Annotated in this window: 13 protein-coding genes; 7 read left to right on the plus strand and 6 right to left on the minus strand. The window is 71.3% G+C overall.

Translation table 11 applies throughout. The features are described from left to right. The first annotated feature begins 18 nt into the window (after positions 1-18). The 4 genes from JO379_RS29435 (at position 19) to JO379_RS29450 (ending at position 3,547) form a co-directional block, all read left to right on the plus strand. On the plus strand, positions 19-984 hold the full coding sequence (locus JO379_RS29435; RefSeq protein WP_207304033.1) for an ABC transporter permease: 966 nt from the start codon (positions 19-21) through the stop codon (positions 982-984). Further along, positions 977-1,888, plus strand: a complete 912-nt coding sequence (locus tag JO379_RS29440) for an ABC transporter permease (RefSeq protein WP_130881153.1) — start codon at positions 977-979, stop codon at positions 1,886-1,888. Before JO379_RS29435 ends, JO379_RS29440 begins: the two co-directional genes overlap by 8 nt. Before the next feature lie 92 nt (positions 1,889-1,980). Then, complete coding sequence (locus tag JO379_RS29445) at positions 1,981-2,880, plus strand: ABC transporter ATP-binding protein (RefSeq protein ID WP_130881896.1); 900 nt, start codon at positions 1,981-1,983, stop codon at positions 2,878-2,880. Continuing rightward, positions 2,873-3,547 carry an ABC transporter ATP-binding protein gene (locus JO379_RS29450; protein ID WP_209517780.1) on the plus strand — a complete coding sequence of 225 codons (675 nt, stop codon included), beginning with the start codon at positions 2,873-2,875 and terminating at the stop codon, positions 3,545-3,547. The genes JO379_RS29445 and JO379_RS29450 overlap by 8 nt, the downstream gene beginning before the upstream one ends. Positions 3,548-3,640: 93 nt before the next feature. Here JO379_RS29450 and lysX read toward each other — a convergent pair whose 3' ends face one another. After that, on the minus strand, positions 3,641-7,000 hold the full coding sequence (gene lysX, locus JO379_RS29455) for a bifunctional lysylphosphatidylglycerol synthetase/lysine--tRNA ligase LysX (RefSeq protein ID WP_130881151.1): 3,360 nt from the start codon (positions 6,998-7,000) through the stop codon (positions 3,641-3,643). Positions 7,001-7,226: 226 nt separating this feature from the next. Here lysX and JO379_RS29460 point away from each other — a divergent pair, with 226 nt between their 5' ends. After that, a complete protein-coding gene (locus JO379_RS29460; protein ID WP_130881150.1) occupies positions 7,227-7,421 on the plus strand; it encodes a hypothetical protein in 195 nt (64 codons plus the stop codon). Here JO379_RS29460 and JO379_RS29465 read toward each other — a convergent pair. Then, positions 7,394-8,434, minus strand: coding sequence for a GlxA family transcriptional regulator (locus JO379_RS29465; RefSeq protein ID WP_209517782.1), 1,041 nt, complete (start codon positions 8,432-8,434; stop codon positions 7,394-7,396). The two genes, JO379_RS29460 and JO379_RS29465, sit on opposite strands and share 28 nt — an antisense overlap. 266 nt (positions 8,435-8,700) lie before the next feature. Between JO379_RS29465 and JO379_RS29470 the strand changes: the two genes are divergently transcribed. Then, entirely contained in the window at positions 8,701-9,171 is a 471-nt protein-coding gene (locus tag JO379_RS29470; protein ID WP_130881148.1) for a hypothetical protein, read from the plus strand. Positions 9,172-9,237: 66 nt separating this feature from the next. Here JO379_RS29470 and JO379_RS29475 read toward each other — a convergent pair whose 3' ends face one another. The 3 genes from JO379_RS29475 to JO379_RS29485 all read right to left on the minus strand — a co-directional run bounded on the left by JO379_RS29475 (position 9,238) and on the right by JO379_RS29485 (position 13,529). Beyond that, positions 9,238-10,647: a family 2B encapsulin nanocompartment shell protein gene (locus JO379_RS29475; RefSeq protein WP_209517784.1), complete on the minus strand. Its 1,410-nt coding sequence runs from the start codon at positions 10,645-10,647 to the stop codon at positions 9,238-9,240. 112 nt (positions 10,648-10,759) lie between these two features. Next, on the minus strand, positions 10,760-12,172 hold the full coding sequence (locus tag JO379_RS29480; protein ID WP_130881146.1) for a family 2B encapsulin nanocompartment shell protein: 1,413 nt from the start codon (positions 12,170-12,172) through the stop codon (positions 10,760-10,762). Positions 12,173-12,308: 136 nt separating this feature from the next. After that, the gene (locus JO379_RS29485; RefSeq protein WP_209517786.1) at positions 12,309-13,529 is read right to left on the minus strand and encodes a phosphodiester glycosidase family protein; all 1,221 of its coding nucleotides are present in this window, start codon (positions 13,527-13,529) and stop codon (positions 12,309-12,311) included. Positions 13,530-13,747: 218 nt separating this feature from the next. On the opposite strand from JO379_RS29485, the gene JO379_RS29490 reads away from it, so the two are divergent. Further along, positions 13,748-14,620 (plus strand): phosphatidylinositol-specific phospholipase C/glycerophosphodiester phosphodiesterase family protein, encoded by an 873-nt coding sequence (locus JO379_RS29490; protein ID WP_130881144.1) that lies wholly within the window; start codon positions 13,748-13,750, stop codon positions 14,618-14,620. Here the strand turns inward: JO379_RS29490 and JO379_RS29495 are convergent. Next, positions 14,568-15,065, minus strand: coding sequence for a hypothetical protein (locus tag JO379_RS29495; RefSeq protein ID WP_130881143.1), 498 nt, complete (start codon positions 15,063-15,065; stop codon positions 14,568-14,570). The genes JO379_RS29490 and JO379_RS29495 overlap by 53 nt on opposite strands. Between the last annotated feature and the right edge of the window lie 97 nt (positions 15,066-15,162).

Below are 15,162 nucleotides of genomic sequence, written 5' to 3' on the forward strand. Positions count from 1 at the left end.
CGGCTTCCCTGGGGGCCGATGGCACGCATGGCGGGACGGCGGCTGCTGCTCGCCGTCCCCGTGCTCGCCGTCGTGACCTTCGGCGTCTTCGCGATCGCCGCCGCCTCGCCGTTCGACCCCGCCAAGGCCTACGCCGGGTCGGCCGGCCTCGGCGCCGGCCAGGACGTCTTCGACCAGCTGCGCGAGAACCTCGGCGCCGACCGGCCCTTCGTCGCCCGCTGGTGGGACTGGGTCACCTCCGCCGTGACCGGCGACCTCGGCGACTCCAGCACCCTGCGCCAGCCCGTCGCCGACGTCATCGGCGAACGCATCGGCTGGTCCGTCCTGCTGTGCGCCGTCGCCTTCACGCTGGCCGTCACGGTGGGCACCACCCTGGGCGTGCTCGCCGCGCGCCGCCGCGGCGGCCTCCTCGACCGGGTCGTGACGTCCCTGTCGTACACCCTGGAAGCGGCGCCGCCCTTCTGGCTCGGACTGCTCGCCATCTGGTTCTTCGCCCTCAAACTCGGCGCCCTCCCGGCCGGCGGCCTCACCGACACCGGCAGCGACGTCGCCACGGCCGGACAGGTCGCCTCGCACGTCGTCCTGCCCGCCGTGGTGCTCGCCGTCTCCCAGCTGCCCTGGTTCGTGCTGTACGTGCGCCAGGGCGTCGGCGACGCCCTGGAAGAGGACCCCGTACGCGGGGCACGCGCGCGTGGACTGCGCGAACGCACCGTCCTGCTCCACCACGCACTGCGCTCGGGACTGCTTCCGGTCCTCACCCTCATCGGCTCCCGGGTACCCGAGCTGATCACGGGCGCGCTGCTCGTGGAGACCGTCTTCAGCTGGCCCGGCATCGCCGCCGCGACCGTACAGGCCGCCACCAGTGTCGACTTCCCGCTGCTGGCCGCCCTGACCGTGCTGGCCACGGCCGCGGTCCTGGTGGGCAACCTGCTGTCCGACCTGCTGTACGGACTGGCCGACCCGAGGGTGGGATTCGATGGCTGAGACCACAAGCCCACCCGAGGCGGCACCCACCGCCTGGCGTTCGCCCGGTGCCGGGCCCCGGGGCGGGGCCGCCCGGCGCGGCACGCGCGCGCTGCGCACGCGTACCTCCGCCGTCCTCGTCGCCGCGGTCGTCCTCACCGTCCTCGCCGTACCCGCCCTGGTGCCGCTCGACGAGCAGGCCGTGGACCTGGGGTCCAAGCTCCTGCCACCGTCGTGGTCGCACCCGTTCGGCACCGACGAGGTCGGCCGGGACCTGCTGCTGCGCTGCGTCTACGGGCTGCGGATCTCCCTGCTCGTCGGCGTCGTGGCCGGGCTCGCCGCGACCGTCGTCGGCACCGTGGTCGGCGCCGTCGCGGGCGCGCTCGGCGGCTGGGCCGACCGGGTCGTGATGCGGCTCGTCGACGTCTTCTCGTCCGTCCCGCACCTGCTGCTCGGCGTCTTCATCGTGGCGATGTTCCGCCCCGGCCTATGGCCGGTGGTCGCGTCGGTGGCCCTCACCCACTGGCTGTCCACGGCCCGGATCGTCCGGGCGGAGGTGCTGTCGCTGCGCTCCCGCCCGTACATCGACGCGGCGGTCTCCGGCGGCTCCTCCCGCCTGCGGATCACCGTCCGGCATCTGCTGCCCGGGGTCCTGCCCCAGGCCGGTCTCGCGGCGGTGCTGATGATCCCGCACGCCATCTGGCACGAGTCCGCGCTGTCCTTCCTCGGCCTGGGCCTGCCCACCCACGAGGCCAGCCTCGGCAACATGGTCCAGGCCGCCCGCGGCACCCTGCTCGCGGGCGACTGGTGGCCGACCCTGTTCCCGGGGCTGTTCATCATCATCCCCACCCTCGCGATAGCGGGCCTGGCCGGCGCCTGGCGCGAACGGCTCAACCCCCGCCGCCGATCGGAGCTGATGCTGTGACGACGCAGGCCCGCACGGGCGGGGCGGCACCCCGCCTTCCCGCCCCGGACGAACCCGTACTGGACGTCAGCGGCCTGTCCGTACGGTTCCGCATGCGCGGAGGCCGGCGGATCGCCGCCGTCACCGACGCGTCGTTCCGGCTCTGGCCGGGCGAGTGCCTCGCCCTCGTCGGCGAGAGCGGCTGCGGCAAGTCCGTCCTCGCGTCCGCGCTGCTCGGGCTGCTGCCCGCGAACGCGCAGACCGCCGGCCGGGCCCTCGTCGGCGGCCTCGACCTCCTCGCTGCCGACGAGCGGACGCTCGCCCGTACGGTCCGGGGCCGCCGCGTCGGCCTCGTACCGCAGAGCCCCGCCGCGCACCTCACCCCCGTGCGCACCGTGCGCTCACAACTCCAGGAGACCGTCCGGGAGCTGACCGGCGCCCGCGGAAGCGGGCTGCGGGCCAAGGCCGAGGCCGCCGCCGAGCGGGCGGCGTTCCCCGCCGACCACCTCGACCGCTACCCCCACCAGCTCTCCGGCGGCCTCGCCCAGCGTGCCGCCACCGCGCTCGCCCTCGTCGGCGACGCCCCCCTGCTGCTCGCCGACGAACCGACCACCGGCCTCGACCGCGACCTCGTCGACCGCACGGTCGACGAACTGCGCCGCCACGCGGACGCCGGCCACGCGCTGCTGATGATCACCCACGACCTCGCGGCGGCCGAACGGATCGCCGACCGCGTCGCCGTGATGTACGCGGGACGCATCGTCGAACTCACCGACGCGCCCGCCTTCTTCGGCGAGCCCGGCCCCCGGCACCCCTACGCCCGCGGCCTGCTCGACGCCCTGCCCGAGCGCGCCTTCACCCCCATCCCCGGCATGCCCCCCGAACTCGGCGCGCTGCCCGCGGGCTGCGCCTTCGCCGCCCGCTGCGAGCACGCGACGGCGGCCTGCAAGACCGTCCCCGCGCTGCTGGACGGCACGGCCTGCCACCACCCGCAGGAGCCGACGCGTGCTTGAACTCCACCGCATCACCGCCGGGTACGACCGCCGCGCACCCGTGGTCCGGGAGGCCTCGCTGACCGTCGGGCCGGGGGAGGCCGTGGGGCTCCTCGGCCCCAGCGGCTGCGGCAAGTCCACCCTGGCCCGGGTCGCCTCCCTGCTGCACCGGCCCGACTCCGGTACGTATCTCATCGACGGCGAACGAGCCCGGGCCTGGCGGCACCGCGCCCCGCGCGAGCAGCGCACCGCCTTCGGTGTGGTGTTCCAGCAGCCCCGCCAGGCCGCCGATCCGCGCCTGCGGCTCACCGACCTGATCGCCGAGCCGCTGCGCGCGGCCGGCCGGCGGACCGGCACCGAGGAGACGGTGACCGAGCTCGCCGGGCGCGTCGGGCTCTCCGAGGAACTGCTCGGCCGCCGGCCGCACGAGGTCAGCGACGGCCAGCTGCAACGGGCCTGCCTGGCCAGGGCCCTCGTGCTGCGCCCGCGCTGGCTGATCTGCGACGAGATGACGGCGATGCTGGACGCCTCCACGACCGCCGCCCTGGTCGCCGCGGTCGAGGACTACCGCCGCGAGAGCGGCGCGGGCCTCCTCGCCGTCGGCCACGACCGCACCCTGCTGAACCGCTGGTGCGACCGTACGGTCCACTGGACCGAACTCACCACATCCAGCCCGTCCGGCGTTTGAGGTCCACAACAGCCCGTCCGGCGATCGAGGACACCAGGACCCGGAGCCGCGCTCGACCTGACACCCGCCCAGCCCCTTGTGCCGACCCGGCGGTCAGCGCTGCCGTACCAGAGGAAACGGCAGCGTCTCGCGGATCGACAAGCCCGTCAGGAACATCACCACCCGGTCCACGCCGATCCCCAGCCCGCCCGTCGGAGGCATCGCGTACTCGAGGGCGCGCAGGAAGTCCTCGTCCACCTCCATCGCCTCGAGGTCACCGCCCGCCGCCAGCAGCGACTGCGCGGTGAGGCGGCGGCGCTGCTCGACGGGATCGATCAGCTCCGAATACGCCGTGCCCAGTTCGGTGCCGAACGCCACCAGGTCCCAGCGCTCGGCGAGCCGCGGATCGTGGCGGTGCGGGCGGGTGAGCGGCGAGACGTCGGTGGGGAAGTCCTTGTAGAAGACGGGCCCTCCTGTCCGCTCCTCGACGAGCCGCTCGTACATCTCCAGCACGATGTCCCCACGGGTGTGCTCCGGCTTGTGCGGCACGCCCGTCGCGTCGCAGTGCCGGCGCAGCGCCTCGATCGGGGTGTCCGCGTCGACCTCCGCGCCGAGCGCCTCGGAGATCGCGCCGTAGACGGTCTTCACCGGCCACCGGCCCGAGATGTCGTGCTCGACGAGCTTGCCCTCGCCGTCCGCCCGCAGCGCGACCTGTGAACCGTGGGCGGCGACGGCGGCGCCCTGGACCAGCTCGCGCGTCAGATCCAGCATCACGTCGTAGTCGGCACAGGCCTGATACGCCTCCAGCATCGTGAACTCGGGGTTGTGCTTGTACGAGACGCCCTCGTTGCGGAACGTCCGGCCCATCTCGAAGACCTTCTCCATGCCGCCCACGCACAGCCGCTTCAGATACAGCTCGGGCGCGATACGCAAGTACAGATCGAGGTCGTAGGCGTTGATGTGCGTGGTGAAGGGCCGGGCGTTCGCCCCGCCGTGGATCTGCTGGAGCATCGGCGTCTCGACCTCCAGATAGCCCCGGTCGAGCAGTCCCTGGCGCAGCGCCTGCACGGCGGCGCTGCGCGCCCGCACGGTCCGCCGGGCCTCCGTCGACACGGCGAGGTCCACATAGCGCATCCGCACCCGGGCCTCGGGGTCGCTCAGGCCGCGGCGCTTGTCGGGCAGCGGACGCAGACACTTGGCGATCATCCGGGTACGGGTCACGAAGACGGTCAGCTCACCGCGGTCGGTGGCACCGATCTCGCCCTCGGCCTCGATGTGGTCACCGAGGTCGATGTGGTCGGTGAAGCGCCGCAGGCACTCCGGGCCGGATCCGTCGCGGGTGAAGGTGAGCTGAAGGTCGCCGGACCAGTCGCGCAGCACGGCGAAGACGACCCCGCCGTGGTCGCGGACCAGCAGTACCCGCCCGGCGACGGTCACCCGCTCACCCGTACGGGACGAGGGCGCGAGCCCGGCGTGTGCCGCGCGGATCGCGGCGAGGGTGTGGGTGCGGCGCGCGTCGACCGGGTAGGGATCGACGCCCGCCGCCCGCAACCGATCCAGCTTCGCCCGCCGCACCCGCACCTGCTCGGGCAGCCCGGCCAGTTCGTCGACCGCACCGGGCTCACCGGTCCCCGCGCCGGTGCCGTAGCCCAGCTCGGAGAGCGAGGGCAGTCCGGCGGTGGTGGCCGGGCTGGAGACGCCGCGCGACCGCCCCCGGCTCCACAGCTTGCCCAGGCTCGGCACCGCGACGAAGCCCTCCGCGATGCCCGCGGCCATCCCGATCCGCGCGAGGGCGCCCGCGTCGGCGTAGCACAGGAACCGCGGATGCCACTCGGGGTTGTACTTGACGTTCGAGCGGTAGAGCGCCTCCAGCTGCCACCACCGGGAGAAAAACAGCAGCAGCTTGCGCCACAACCGCAACACCGGCCCCGCGCCGATCCGGGCGCCCTCCTCGAACGCCGAGCGGAAGACGGCGAAGTTCAACGAGATGTGCTTGATGCCGAACCGCCCGGCCTGGGCGCACAACTGGGCGACCATGAACTCCATGACGCCGTTGGGCGCGGCCCGGTCCCGGCGCATCACATCCAGCGAGATGCCGTCGCGCCCCCAGGGCACGAACGACAGCAGCGCGATCATGTTGCCCTCGCTGTCGAACGCCTCGACCAGCAGACAGTCGCCGTCGGCTGGGTCGCCGAGGCGCCCCAGCGCCATCGAGAAGCCGCGCTCGGTCTCGGTGTCGCGCCAGGCGTCCGCGCGATGGATCACCTCGCCCATCTCCTCGTCGGAGAGTTCGGCGTGCCGCCGGACCCGGGTGGTCGCGCCCGTCCGCTCCACCCGGTTGACGGCCTGGCGGGTCACCCGCATCTCGCGGCCGTCCAGGTCGAAGGCAGCGACCTGGAGGATGGCCTCGTCACCCAGTTGCAGGGCGCCCAGCCCCGACCGCGCGTACGCCCTCGCGCCGGCCTCGCTCGCGCCCATGACGGCGGGCTGCCATCCGTAGCGCCCCGCGACCGCCAGCCAGGCCTCGATCGCCGGTGTCCAGGCCTCGGGATCGCCCAGCGGATCACCGGAGGCCAGACAGACCCCCGCCTCGACCCGGTAGGTGACGGCGGCCTTCCCGCTGGGGGAGAAGACGACGGCCTTGTCCCGGCGGGTCGCGAAGTAGCCGAGGGAGTCCCGGCCGCCGTAGCGGCCGAGGAGGGCGCGGATGCGCGGCTCCTCGTCGTCGTGCAGGGCCGCCTCCAGGCGCTGGGAGCGGAAGAGCGACATGGTGGCGTTGAGCAGCGCCAGCGCGCCGAGCAGGCCGAGGAGGAAGAACAGCCAGTGCGGCGGATGGCCCACGAAGTGCCGGCCGCTGACCAGGCCGCCGCACACCTTGTTGGCGACGAACAACAGCCGGTTCCCACCGCCGCGCTCCAGCGATCCGGGGAAGAGGGAGACCAGGCCCCAGCCCACCAGGATCGCGACGGCGAGACCGCCGACGAGCACCAGAAGGGCATGCAGGAACGCACCGCGCCGCGATGCCGCGTAGAACTCCCGCCGTGCCAGGACCAGCAGCACCATCGCCGCCACGCACAGCACCAGGGACGGGGTCACCTCCCAGTACCCCACGGCCAGCAACAGCACGTCCGCGAGCAGCAGCAGGGCCAGATAGCCGAGGACGAACCAGAGCGTGACCCGCTTGCGTGCGGCCATCGCCGCGGCGAGGAGCAGCAGGAAGACGGCGTAGGCGAGGTTCGGGGCCGTGGGGACGGTCAGGGTGTCCAGCGCGTCGGTCAGCGGGGCCGCCACCCGCCGCAGCGGTGAGATGAGGGAGGTGAGCGCGCAGAAGACCCCGAGCAGACCGAAGAAGATCGCGAAACCGTTGGGCACCCGGTGCAACAGCCGCCGCCAGGCGGATTCCCGTCGCTCGCCGCCCTCCCGTGCCCCTTCCCTCACCGTGGCGGGCTCGGTGTCCGGGACTGTGCGGCTCATTCCGCCAGCCTAGGCACGCCACCGCCCCGACGCCTGTCGGAGCAGGGCCCGCCCGCCGGACGGGTACGGGCCCGGAACCATCGCCCGGCGCCGATGAGACCGTGGCGGTCCGTTCCCGTCCCGACCGGTGAATCCGTACCTGGATGGAGTACACGCGGGGTACGGGTGGCGACGATGTGATGAGCGAGACTGGCGCATACTCACCGCTCAGCCGAGGAGGTATGCCGTGGTTGTTTCGATCTCCGTGGTCCTGATGCTTCTGGTGCTGGCGGTGGTGTTCCTGCGCAGCGGAGCGCTCCGCGTCTCGCACGCGCTGGTCTGCGTCCTGCTCGGCTTCGTGCTCGCGAGCACCAGTGTGGCGCCGACCATCGCCAACGGCATTTCGGCGACGGCTCAGCTGGTCAGCGGTGTGCGCCCCTGATCTGACGAGGATGGCGGGGGCACCGGGGGAGCCCCGACCGCTTCCTGCGGCCCGGTGGGCGTTCGACGGGCCTCAGGACCCTGGAACGCCCGGCGATAGGCGTGCGGGCTGGTGCCGATGAGCCGCTTGAACCGGTCACGGAACGCGGTGGGGGAGCCGAACCCCACCTGAGCGGCGATGCGGTCGACCGAGTGCGCGGTGGTCTCCAACAGATACTGCGCCCGGCGGATCCGGGCCCGGTGCAGCCACTGCAGTGGCGTGGTGCCGGTCTGCTCGCGGAAACGCCGGTTCAGGGTGCGGGTGCTCAGCCGGGCCCGCGCGGCGATGCCGTCGAGCGTGAGCTCGCGTCCGGCGTTCTCCTCCATCCAGCGCAGCAGCGGTTCGAGCGTCGCCCCGTCGGGGGCCGGTGGTTCGTGCACGATGAACTGTGCCTGACCGCCGTCGCGTTCCAACGGCATCACCGAGAGACGAGCGGCGTCGGCGGCGACGGCCGAGCCGTGATCGCGCCGGACGAGGTGCAGACACAGATCGAGCCCCGCCGCCGCACCGGCCGAGGTGAGCAACTGGCCGTTGTCGACGTAGAGCACGTCCGGGTCGACGCGGACCTCGGGGTACCGTCGCGCCAGCTCCGTGGTGCCGAGCCAATGGGTGGTGGCACGGAGCCCGTCCAGAAGCCCCGTGGCGGCGAGGATGAACGCGCCCACGCAGATCGACGCGATCCGGGTGCCCTGGCCGGCCGCCGACCGCAGGGCGTCCAGGATCTCGTCCGGAACGGGCGCGAGGGGATCGGCGACCCCGGGCACGATGATGGTGTCCGCCTGAGCCAGTGCCTCCAGACCCCAGGGTGCCCGCAGGGTGAACGCGCCCGCGTCGACGTCCCCGCCGGCCGAGCAGACCCGCACCTGATAGGCGGCCCGGCCGCCGGGCAGACGAGCACGGGAGAAGACCTCGACCGGCGTCGCCAGGTCGAAGCCCACCACCCCGTCCAGGGCGAGAACGGCGACGGTGTGCATGGCGAGATCGTAGCCCGATGCCTGAATACCGCCAACGGCTCATGGCGGGGGCGAGCGGCCAGGACAGTGGTTGGGGAACGTACTGGACGGTGGGACAGGAAACCGCTGCGGGGGCTCGTGCCCGCTGGCGAGAATCCGTTGACCTATGGCAATACCGCCACTTCTGCGCTCGCCGGATTCCGCCTACCGTCGGAGCCGCGCACGGCTTGATCTCCGTGACCGCCAGCCCCGCAGCCAGACTCACCGGCCGAAAGACGCCTCCTTCCATGACGAAGCTTCTCCTGAGCATTCACGTCCTCGCCGCGATCATCGCCATCGGCCCCGTGACGGTGGCGGCCAGTATGTTCCCCGCCGTCACTCGCCGGGCGTCGGCCGTGTCCGCCTCTACCGGTGACCGAGGTGCGGCATCGGTCCCGCAGGCGCTGCACCGGATCTGTCGTGTCTATGCCGTCGTGGGCGTCGTCGTGCCTGTCTTCGGCTTCGCGACGGCCAACAGTCTGCACGTCCTCGGTGATCCCTGGCTGATCGTCTCGATCGTCCTCACGCTGATCGCGGCCGTGGTCCTGGCGGCGCTCGTCCTCCCGGGCCAGTCCGCGGCCCTCGCCGCGCTCGGCCAAGGCTCCGGCACCTCCTCCGCCGCACGTCGCCTGGCCATGTACACCGGAGTGTTCAACCTGCTCTGGGCCGTGGTCACCGTACTCATGATCGTCCGCCCTGGCTCGACGACGGGAGCCTGAAACAGGGGCGTGACGCGGAGCGTGACCGCGGCCCAGAGGGTGCCGGAGCCTCTTCCTTGAGCCCGCCTACGCGCGCCCGATCTCGACGTCCTCCAGGACACCGAGCGCGTCCGGCACCAGAATCGCCGCCGAGTAGTAAGCGCTCACCAAATACGAGGTGACCGCTTGGTCGTTGATGCCCATGAAGCGCACATTGAGGCTGGGCTGGTACTCGTCGGGGATGCCGGTCTGGTGCAGACCCACGACTCCCTGGTCTTCCTCACCGGTTCGCATCGCGAGGATCGAGCTGGTGCCGGTCTCGCTGATCGGGATCTTGTTGCACGGGAGGATCGGCACTCCCCGCCAGGCACGCACCGACGAGCCCAGGACCTCGAGGTTCTGCGGGTAGAGGCCACGGTGGCTGCACTCCCGGCCGAAGGCCGCGATGGTCCGTGGGTGAGCCAGCAGGTACTGGGTCTTGCGACGCCGTGACAGCAGTTCGTCGAGGTCGTCGGGGGTGGGAGGGCCGGTGCGGGTGTGGATGCGTTGTTTGAGGTCGGCGTTGTGGAGGAGGCCGAATTCGCGGTTGTTGACGAGCTCGTGTTCCTGGCGTTCGCGGAGTGCTTCGATGGTGAGGCGGAGCTGCTGCTCGACCTGGTTCATCGGTTCGTTGTAGAGATCGGCGACGCGGGTGTGCACGCGCAACACCGTCTGCGCGACACTCAGTTCGTACTCGCGCGGGGACGGCTCGTAGTCGACGAAGGTGCCGGGAAGAGCCGGCTCGCCGACGTGCCCGGAGGACACCGCGATGTCGGCCTCACCGCGCTTGTTCTGCGGGGGTGTGGGCCGGGAGGCGAAGCCCGCGACATGGTCGCGCAGTGACTCGGAGCGGTCGGCCAGTTCCTGGAAGGCCTGGCGGGAGAGCGCGAGGACGGTGCAGCGCGTCACCGCCCGTACGGTGAAGTCCCATACCCCGTCGGGCTCCAGGGGGACGCGCTCGCCGAAATAGTCGCCGTCGGCCAGCACACCGAGCACGGTGTCGTCCCCGTACTTGCCGACGCCCGTCTTGTTGAGCTTGCCGTGGGCGATCAGGAAGACCTGGTCGGCCGGCTGACCCGACTCGACCAGAGCGTCACCCGCCGCGTACTCCCGCTGGACGAACCCGTCCGCCAGCGCCTCCAGCACGGCATTGTCGTCGAATCCCCGGAGCAGCGGCAGCTCACCCAGCTCCGGCGGGATGACCCGGACCTCCGAGCCGGTGGTGAGGAACTCGACGCGGCCGTCCCCGATCTCATAGGTCAGCCGGCGGTTGACCCGGTAGGTACCCGCGGACACCTGCACCCAAGGCAGCACCCGTAGCAGCCACCGGGAGGAGATCCCCTGCATCTGCGGTACGGATTTGGTCGTCGTCGCGAGCTGGCGTGCCGCCGAGGTGTCGAGGCTCTGCTGTGACTCGCCCGCCCGCGCGGTCTGCCCTTGCTCCACTGACGTGGTCATTACTGGTCTTCACCCATCTGTATGCGATAGCTGACGCGATACTGAAGCGACGTGGTGCGGATAGCGATGTGATGCGGTTATGGCAAGACATCGCCTTGCCATAACCGGTCCGTCAGTGCCCGACTTCGACGTTCTCAAGAATTCCGAGAGCGTCGGGAACGAGAACGGCGGCGGAGTAGTAGGCGCTCACCAGATAGGACATGATCGCTTGCTCGTTGATGCCCATGAAACGCACGGAAAGGCTGGGCTGGTACTCGTCCTGGATTCCCGTCCGGTGGAGACCGACGACCCCCTGTGATTCCTCACCGGTGCGCATCAGCAGAATCGAACTGACGCCGGTCTCGGTGACCGGGATCTTATTGCAGGGGAAAATCGGCACACCGCGCCAGGCGGGGACGGCATGGCCGTTCACATCGACGCTGTCCGGGTACAGGCCCCGGCTGTTGAACTCGCGTGCGATCGCCGCGATGGCACGCGGGTGCGCCAGAAGGAAGCCGGGGTCCTTCCAGACGGTCGCGAGCAGTTCGTCGAGGTCGTCGGGGGTGGGAGGGCCGGTGCGGGTGTGGATGCGTTGTTTGAGGTCGGCGTTGTGGAGGAGGCCGAATTCGCGGTTGTTGACGAGCTCGTGTTCCTGGCGTTCGCGGAGTGCTTCGATGGTGAGGCGGAGCTGCTGCTCGACCTGGTTCATCGGTTCGTTGTAGAGATCGGCGACGCGGGTGTGCACGCGCAACACCGTCTGGGCGACGCTGAGGCCGAACTCGCGCGGGGCGAGCTCATAGTCGGCGAACACGCCGGGCAGGGCCGGCTCGCCGATATGTCCGGAGGCGATGTCGATGGCCGACTCGCCGTACTCGTTCTGCGGGCGCCCGGTCTCGGCGCGGAAGGCTTGGACGTGGTCGCGCAGCCCTTGCGAACGCTCGAGGACATCCTCGAATTCCTGGCGCGGCAGGGTCAGCACCGTGCAGGCCGTCACCGCCCGTACGGTGAAGTCCCAGTTGCCGGCCTCGGCCGCCGCGAGGGCCCGGTCGCCGAAGTATTCGCCGTCGGCCAGCACGCCGAGTACGGCGGGGTCGCCGTACTCCCCGGCGTGCACCTTGCTGACCTTGCCGTGGGCGATCAGGACGACCTGATCGGCCGGGTGGCCCGCCTCGACCAGCACGTCCCCGGGCTGGAACTCGCGCTGAGTGAAGCGGCCGGCGAGGGTGTCGAGCACCGTGGCGTCGGTGAAGCCGCGCAGCAGCGGCAGCTCGCCCAGCTCCGCCGGGATCACGCGCACCTCGGCCCCGGTGGAGACGAATTCGACCCGGCCGTCGCCGAGTGTGTGCGTCAATCGCCGGTTGACCCGGTACGTACCGCCGGACACCTGGACCCAGGACAGCATGCGCAGCAGCCACCGCGATGTGACGCCCTGCATCTGCGGTACGGATTTGGTCGTGGTCGCCAGATTCCGGGCGGCCGCGGTACCGAGACTCAATCGGCCCGCTGAATTCTCGGTGTCGGAACCGGATTCCAAGGACGTCGTCATACGGGAATGCCCACCCATTTCCTCTGTGCAAGTGGCTGCTGCGGAACCGTCGAATAGCTCTCGTTGATGCTTCCCCGAGGCTAGCCGGGTGATTCCGTGGGCGCAGTCACCCTAAAGGGTGGATTAATCGACGATGTTAACGGTGGATAAAAATTCCGATACCGTTCGGGACGGCTCGTTCGGCTCCGCCCGAGGGGTGGTTGCGCACGACGGCCTGCTCTTCGCCGGGAGTGCGGGTGACCAGGGTGCTCGACCCGCCGCCGTCCAGGTTCACGGCGTCCTCGGAGCCGAGGTCCCGCATGACACCGGCCAGTTCGGCGACGGTGAGGCCCACGCGGTAGGCGGGGTCTCCGTCCAGTGCCAGAAGGTACAGCCGTCGGCCCCCGTCGGCCAGCCCCGCCGAGGTCCGTACGGCCGAGGCCACCGCGTCCAGCCCGCTCAGCGGGCGGCCGTCGCGCAGCACCGGGAAGCCGCCCAGCGCGAACCGCAACGCACCGCGATGCGCGGACCGCAGGCGCTCGTCCACCTGAACCCGGTCGCCGACCCGCAGTTTGCGCAGCTCCCGCGCCCCTGCCTCGCGCCCCACCAGCACCACCGTGTCGGACGCGATCTGCCCCCGCCCCGGCTCCTCGGCCACGGAGGTCACCCGGCCCCGCCGTACGGTCAGTTCGTAGGTCTCGGCGCTGCACGGTGCCGCCCGCTCCGTGTCGGTCCCGCAGGTGGCCCGCAGTCGTGAGACCGCTCCCCACGCGGGGGTGTACGCGCCGACGCCGCCGACGGGCAGCGCGTACTGATTGAGGCCGCGCAGCGGGAACTTCCGGTCCGCGGTCCGCACGGTCCCCACCAGGGTGAGCCGGTCCAGCCGCGCCACCCCGTCCGTCCCGACGCCGATGACGTCCCTCGTGGTGACCCCCTGCGGCATCGCGGGCCCGAAACGCTGACCGTCCGGCACGGCCGCGCTCAGACGGCGCCCGCTCGCGATGGACGGGCCCACCGGCGCGCCCGTCGCCTCCACCCCCGGATGCTGAGTCTCCGTGATGTTGTAGAAATCGCCGTTGACGGCACCGACCGCGCCCCGGGACTCGGCCAGGCGGGACACCGTCGCCCGTGCGGCGACCCGGCCCGGGTACAACAGGTCCAACGACACCTTCGGGTGGCGCAGATCGACGGTGAGCACATGACCGAGGGCCGGCCCGTGCGAGCCCGATACCGAGAACTGCCGATAGGTGACGCCCGGCGCGACGCCGGCCTGACCGCCGAACTGCAGAGTCTGCGGTGCTTCCGTCTCCGCCCAGGCGGTCCCTCCGCCACCCACCAACGAGACCCACGCCACCAACACCGTCAGCACCGCGCGCACGCGGCCAGTACGTCTTCTCACAGGCTCCCCAGAGGTCCCATCAACTCTGCCACGGCGCAAGGGAGTTCACCATGCCCCGAACGAACGACACGGAACGCCCTGGCGTCGACGCGGGCAACTCTCGGCACTTCCCTCCACATCGGCCCTGCGCGCCCCGATACTCACAGCTGTCCGTAACGGCGTCCCGTCGATATCCGCCCAGAGATTCGGGAGACACCATGCATCCGCGCACGCGCCGCGCAGCCGTCGTCACTCTCGGAGCCGCCTTCGCGGGATCCCTCGCGGCCCCCGCCCTCGCCGCCGCACCGCCCTCGCGCGACGACACCCGCGAAGGGCGCGGCAAGCCGCCGCTGCGCCGGGCGCACGCGCACAACGACTACGCGCACCCCCGCCCGCTCGCCGATGCCCTCTCCCACGGATTCGGCAGCGTGGAGGCCGACATCTGGCTCGTCGACGGTCAGCTCCTCGTCGCGCACGACGCGTCCGAGCTCGATCCGACGCGCACCCTCGAATCGCTCTACCTCGACCCGCTGCTGCGTCGTGTCACCGCCCATCACGGCCGCGTCTACCGCGGCTACGGCCTCTCGTTGCAGCTGCTCATCGACATCAAGACCGCGGGCGACCCCACTTACCGCGAACTCTCCGGACGCCTGCGCCGCTACCGGTCGATGCTCGGCGTCTGTGCCGACGGCCGGGTGCGGCGTGGCGCGGTCACCGCCGTCGTGTCCGGCGACCGGGGCGCCCGCGCCCCCATGGAGGCGGAGCGGGTCCGGTACGCCTTCTACGACGGTCGCCTCGCGGACCTCGGCAGCGGCGTTCCCGCGTCGTTCACCTCGCTCATCAGCGACAACTGGGGGCTGAACTTCACCTGGCGAGGCGAAGGGCCGATACCCGGGCGAGAGCGGGAAGCCCTTCGGCGGATCGTCGCCGCCGCCCATTCGGCCGGCCAGTATGTGCGCTTCTGGGCCACTCCCGACGAGCCGGGCCCGGCCCGCGACGCGCTCTGGGGCGAGCTGCTGGACGCCGGTGTGGACTACCTCAACACGGATGATCTGGCAGGACTCGAGGCGTTTCTCCGCGCAGCTCGCTGAGTACCTCGTGGAAGTGGGATTCGGGAACCGACGGCAGCAGCAACGCGACGACGTGCACCAGCTTGCCGAGTACGAAGGTGGTGTCGGGCGTCGCGCGCACGAGCTCCCGCACCCTCTCCGTGTCTCCGCGCCGGACGGACTCCAGCAGCACTGCGACATCCGGTGCGGCCTCCTCGTCCGTCTCGACCCAGCCTGCTTCGTCCGGCGCGCGCCGGACGAGGTGTCGCAACACCCGGTCGGCGACGTCGGGCTGATACGCCTTGCGTACGGCTTCGTTGGCGACCCAGGAGAGCGCGGACACGACATCCTTGGCCTCGTCGGCCGTCATGGTCTCCGGCAGCGAAGCGTCGAACGCCTGCTGATTGCCGTGCCGGAAGGCCAGGAGGAGGCGTGCTGCCCTCGCCTTCGCCTCGTTCACGCGTATATGGGAAATCTCGGCGGTCACCGGAAAATCGTACTGTTAGTGGATCATTCTGCTGGGAGCGCCACGCAGTGGAATGTCGCGATCCAGGGCGGAAGGTGTAGCGGTACGGTCACCACGC

The organism is Streptomyces syringium (assembly GCF_017876625.1).
Lineage (GTDB): Bacteria > Actinomycetota > Actinomycetes > Streptomycetales > Streptomycetaceae > Streptomyces > Streptomyces syringius.

What these genes read in the sequence shown, in the direction of transcription:
- JO379_RS29435 (WP_207304033.1), top strand. Translation starts at nt 19, where the DNA reads ATGGCACGCATGGCGGGACGGCGGCTGCTGCTCGCCGTCCCCGTGCTC.
- JO379_RS29440 (WP_130881153.1), top strand. Translation starts at nt 977, where the DNA reads ATGGCTGAGACCACAAGCCCACCCGAGGCGGCACCCACCGCCTGGCGT.
- JO379_RS29445 (WP_130881896.1), top strand. Translation starts at nt 1,981, where the DNA reads ATGCGCGGAGGCCGGCGGATCGCCGCCGTCACCGACGCGTCGTTCCGG.
- lysX (WP_130881151.1), bottom strand. Translation starts at nt 7,000, where the DNA reads ATGAGCCGCACAGTCCCGGACACCGAGCCCGCCACGGTGAGGGAAGGG.
- JO379_RS29465 (WP_209517782.1), bottom strand. Translation starts at nt 8,434, where the DNA reads ATGCACACCGTCGCCGTTCTCGCCCTGGACGGGGTGGTGGGCTTCGAC.
- JO379_RS29470 (WP_130881148.1), top strand. Translation starts at nt 8,701, where the DNA reads ATGACGAAGCTTCTCCTGAGCATTCACGTCCTCGCCGCGATCATCGCC.
- JO379_RS29475 (WP_209517784.1), bottom strand. Translation starts at nt 10,647, where the DNA reads ATGACCACGTCAGTGGAGCAAGGGCAGACCGCGCGGGCGGGCGAGTCA.
- JO379_RS29480 (WP_130881146.1), bottom strand. Translation starts at nt 12,172, where the DNA reads ATGACGACGTCCTTGGAATCCGGTTCCGACACCGAGAATTCAGCGGGC.
- JO379_RS29490 (WP_130881144.1), top strand. Translation starts at nt 13,748, where the DNA reads ATGCATCCGCGCACGCGCCGCGCAGCCGTCGTCACTCTCGGAGCCGCC.